The organism is Streptomyces sp. NPDC060209 (genome assembly GCF_042728155.1).
Lineage (GTDB): Bacteria > Actinomycetota > Actinomycetes > Streptomycetales > Streptomycetaceae > Streptomyces.
In genome coordinates, this window is record NZ_JBHWZS010000472.1 from 1 (window position 1) to 4,483 (window position 4,483).

General features: G+C 72.9%; 2 protein-coding genes, 1 tRNA gene and 1 other RNA gene. 1 reads left to right on the plus strand and 3 read right to left on the minus strand.

Going from position 1 to position 4,483, the window contains the following annotated elements:
* Nucleotides 1-446: 446 nt before the first annotated feature.
* From purD to ffs, 3 genes are all read right to left on the minus strand, one after another.
* On the minus strand, nt 447-1,700 hold the full coding sequence (gene purD / locus ACFWFI_RS41250; RefSeq protein ID WP_387400872.1) for a phosphoribosylamine--glycine ligase: 1,254 nt from the start codon (nt 1,698-1,700) through the stop codon (nt 447-449).
* A 107-nt stretch (nt 1,701-1,807) separates the two neighbouring features.
* Nucleotides 1,808-4,063, minus strand: a complete 2,256-nt coding sequence (locus ACFWFI_RS41255) for a DNA polymerase III subunit gamma and tau (RefSeq protein WP_387400874.1) — start codon at nt 4,061-4,063, stop codon at nt 1,808-1,810.
* A 78-nt stretch (nt 4,064-4,141) separates the two neighbouring features.
* Nucleotides 4,142-4,238, minus strand: an RNA gene (gene ffs / locus ACFWFI_RS41260) — signal recognition particle sRNA small type.
* Nucleotides 4,239-4,370: 132 nt separating this feature from the next.
* On the opposite strand from ffs, the gene ACFWFI_RS41265 reads away from it, so the two are divergent.
* Nucleotides 4,371-4,458, plus strand: a tRNA-Ser gene (locus tag ACFWFI_RS41265).
* Nucleotides 4,459-4,483 lie beyond the last annotated feature (25 nt).

Sequence of the window (4,483 nt, forward strand, 5' to 3'; positions counted from 1 at the left end):
GCGGATGCGCAGCAGAGCCACGGCCCTGGCCCGCGCTGCGTGCGCACCCAGCTCCTCAACCGAACCGGTACCGGACACGGCTGTGCGTCACCCCCTCTGCCCCCGCGACGGTGTTGGTCACTCCCCCACTGTGGCACCCGTCACCGACATCGCAATGCCGGTGGGCCAAGTGCCCGAACGCTTGCGCCGCACCTTAGTTGGGGCCTCGACGGGCGTCATCCGGATGGCCGAGTCGTCACCCGATGGAATGGCTTTGGGTAAAGCTGCTGACGGGCCGGTGTCCAGGCGTTCGGTGATACAGGGGCCCTCGTCCCGGGTGCGCGGACACATCCCCTGGCTCCGGGTGCGGCAGGCCCCGGACCCGGCCGCGCCCAAGGCCGGAGAGGCTGGACACACCTGTGCCCGGCGCCTCCATGGAGGGCCGGGCACAGGGGAGCGAGCGGGCCTCAGGCCTCTTCGGCGGCCTTGCGGGCGATGTCCGTACGGTGCTGGGAGCCGTCGAGCCGGATCCGGCCGACCGCGGTGTAAGCACGCTCCCGGGCCTGCGCGAGGTCCTTGCCGGTAGCCGTGACGGAGAGCACGCGTCCTCCGGCGCTGACGACCGCGTCGCCGTCCTGGCGGGTGCCGGCGTGCAGGACGAAGGCCTCCGGTGCATCCTGCGCCACCACATCCGCGAGGCCCTCGATCGGGTCTCCCGTCCGGGGCGTGTCCGGGTAGTTGTGCGAGGCGATGACCACCGTGACCGCGGCGTCGTCGCGCCACTTCAGCGCGGGTACGACGTCCAGGGTGCCGTTGGCGGAACCGAGCAGGACCCCGGCGAGCGGCGTCTTCAGCCGGGCCAGGACCACCTGCGTCTCCGGGTCGCCGAAGCGCGCGTTGAACTCGATGACCCGTACACCGCGAGAGGTGATCGCGAGGCCCGCGTACAGCAGCCCGGAGAACGGGGTACCGCGGCGGCGGAGCTCGTCGACAGTCGGCTGCAGGACCGTCTGCATGACCTCGTCGACCAGCTTCGGGTCCGCCCACGGGAGTGGGGAGTACGCCCCCATGCCGCCGGTGTTCGGGCCCTCGTCGCCGTCCAGGGCGCGCTTGAAGTCCTGGGCGGGCTGGAGGGGCAGCACCGTGGTGCCGTCGGTGATCGCGAAGAGGCTCACCTCGGGGCCGTCGAGGAACTCCTCGATGACCACGCGGTCGCAGGCCAGGGCGTGGGCACGCGCGGCATCGACGTCGTCCGTGACGACGACGCCCTTGCCGGCCGCGAGACCGTCGTCCTTCACGACGTACGGAGCGCCGAAGGCGTCCAGCGCCTCGTCGATCTCGGCGGGCGTCGTGCAGACGTAACTGCGGGCGGTCGGGACGTTGGCACCGGCCATGACGTCCTTGGCGAACGCCTTGGAGCCCTCCAGCCGGGCCGCCTCACCCGAGGGGCCGAAGCAGGGGATGCCGGCGGCGCGCACGGCGTCGGCGACACCGGCGACAAGCGGTGCCTCCGGGCCGACGACCACCAGCTCGGCACCCAGCTCGGTGGCGAGGCGCGCGACGGCGTCACCGTCGAGTGCGTCGACCGGGTGCAGTTCGGCCACCTCTGCGATACCGGCGTTGCCGGGCGCGCAGTACAGAGCGGTGACATCGGGGTCGAGGGAGAGAGAGCGGCACAGGGCGTGTTCGCGGGCGCCGCCGCCGATGACGAGGACCTTCACGGGGTGCAGCCTAGCCGCCGGGGGCCGGGGGCCTCGACGGGCGCCGCTCCGTGGACAGCCCATGGGGGTTCCGGGGCAGCCCGCGGACCGGCCCGGGGCCGGGGGCGCTACTCGTTGGTGAACTCCTCGACGACCGTGGCGCCCAGCTCACGGACGATCAGGTCGTGCCCGGAGAGCGCGGAGTCGACCAGGTCGGGATCGTCCGCCTCGGCGGTGTCGTCCTCAGGCGCGACCGCCCGCGGCGGCTCGGCGGCGGCGCGGTCGTACGAGGACTGCTCGGACTGCTGCGTCGGGGGCTGCTGAGCGGGCGGCGGGCTCTGCTGGGCCGGGGCGGCCGGCCGGGACTCGTACGACGGAGCCGGGGAGGCGGGCGCGGGCTGATACGGCGCGGCCGGAGGCCTGCCGCCACCGCCGCCACCGCTTTGCGGAGGCTGGCCGCCACCGCCCGACGGGTCGACGACCGCGTCGACCCGCCACTTGGCGTTGAACTGCTCGGCAAGAGCCTGCTTGAGCACCTCTTCGCTGCCGCTGCTCGAGAAGGTGTCGCGAGCACCGGCGTTGAGGAAGCCGATCTGCAGGGTGCTGCCGTCGAAGCCGGTGACCTGGGCGTTCTGGCTGAGCAGGATCCAGGTGAACCGGCGGCGGTTCTTCACGGCCTCGAGAATGTCCGGCCACATGTTCCGCACCTGGGCGGCACCCTGCGCCATGCCCTGCCCGCCGGGCGCGGGCGGCTGCGCGGCGGGAGCCGGGGCCGGGGCAGCCGGGGCGGGGGCGGCGGCGGGCGCCTGCGCCTGCGGTACGCCGCCTCCGGGCGCGGAGGCGGTCGGCCAGCCGCCGGGCCTGCGCGCCGCTTCCGCACCGCCGCCCGCGCCGCTGCCGGCCCCGGCCGCCGCGGGCCAGGCGCCGGGGCGCTGACCTGCGGACGCCGGGTCCTGGGGCTGCTGGGCCGGGGGCGCTTCCTGCGGTGCGGTCGGCTGCGGCTGCGGCTGCGGCTGCTGGAACTCCGGGGCAGCCGCTGCCTCCGCCACCACGGGCGCGGCCCGGGGTGCGTCGGCGGGGGCACCGCCCGGAACCTCGCCCCGTGCCGCCGCCCGGGCCGCGGCGGGACCTCCGGCGCCTCCGGCAGGCATCCCGACGCCGGGCCCATGAGCTTCCGGCCCCGGCACGTACCCCATGGCGGGGCCGGGCCCGGCCGTGGCGAAGGACGCCCCGCGCTCCAGCCGGTCCAGCCGGGCCTGGAGCGAACGCTCGTCGTCGAAGGCACCGGGCAGCAGCACCCTGGCGCAGATCAGCTCCACCTGGAGCCGGGGCGAGGTCGCCCCGCGCATCTCGGTGAGTCCTTCGTTGACCAGATCCGCGGCGCGGCTCAGCTCCGCGGCGCCGAAGACGGACGCCTGCGCCTGCATGCGCTCCACCACATCGGCGGGCGCGTCGATGAGCCCCTTGTCGCCCGCGTCCGGCACGGCGGCCAGGATCACCAGGTCGCGCAGCCGCTCCAGCAGGTCGGCGACGAAGCGCCGGGGGTCGTTGCCGCCCTCGATCACCCGGTCCACGACCTCGAAGGCCGCCGCGCCGTCGCCCGCCGCGAAGGCGTCCACGACGGAGTCCAGCAAGGACCCGTCCGTATAACCGAGGAGCGAGGTCGCCATGGCGTATGTCACACCGTCGTCGCCGGCGCCGGCGAGCAGCTGGTCCATGACGGACATCGAGTCACGCACGGACCCCGCACCGGCCCGCACCACGAGCGGCAGCACGCCGTCCTCGACGACGCTGTTCTCCTTGTCGCACACCTCCGCGAGATAACCGCGCAGCGTCCCGGGCGGGACCAGCCGGAAGGGGTAGTGGTGCGTACGCGACCGGATGGTGCCGATGACCTTCTCGGGCTCGGTGGTCGCGAAGATGAACTTGAGATGCTCCGGCGGCTCCTCGACCACCTTCAGCAGGGCGTTGAACCCGGCCGGGGTGACCATGTGCGCCTCGTCGATGATGTAGATCTTGTACCGACTCGACGCGGGCCCGAAGAATGCCTTTTCCCGCAGGTCACGGGCATCGTCCACACCACCGTGCGACGCGGCGTCGATCTCGATGACATCGATCGAACCCGGCCCGTTGCGCGCGAGGTCCTGGCAGGACTGGCACTCCCCGCAGGGGGTCGGCGTGGGCCCCTGTTCGCAGTTCAGACAGCGGGCGAGGATGCGCGCACTGGTCGTCTTTCCACAGCCACGCGGCCCGCTGAACAGATACGCGTGGTTGACCCGGTTGTTCCGCAGGGCCTGCTGCAGCGGGTCAGTGACATGCTCCTGACCGATGACCTCGGCGAAGGACTCGGGGCGATAGCGGCGGTACAGCGCAAGGGACGACACACATACGAGGTTATCGGGGCGGACCGACAACCGGTCCCGCCCGGACCCCGCGCCCGGCGGGACACCACACCCCGGACACGCAAGGGCCCCCCACGCACCCGCCAGAGCCAACCTACCCTTGCTGCCTTCCGGCCCTGGGGGAGTTCAGTCAGATAGCGCCACGTGAGGGGCTGAAGCCCACCTTAGCCGATCCCCGCCCCCTGCCGTCCACCCGCTCCCCTGCCTCACCCCTCCCGGAGGACGGTCCGGAACGATCTCCGGGGAACGTGTTCGCGAGCACCCTCCAACGTCTTGTATTGTTTGCGGCGGAGGATTCGCCTAGTGGCCTAGGGCGCACGCTTGGAAAGCGTGTTGGGGGCAACCCCTCACGAGTTCGAATCTCGTATCCTCCGCCATTGCTCTCACCGGGCAATACGTCGA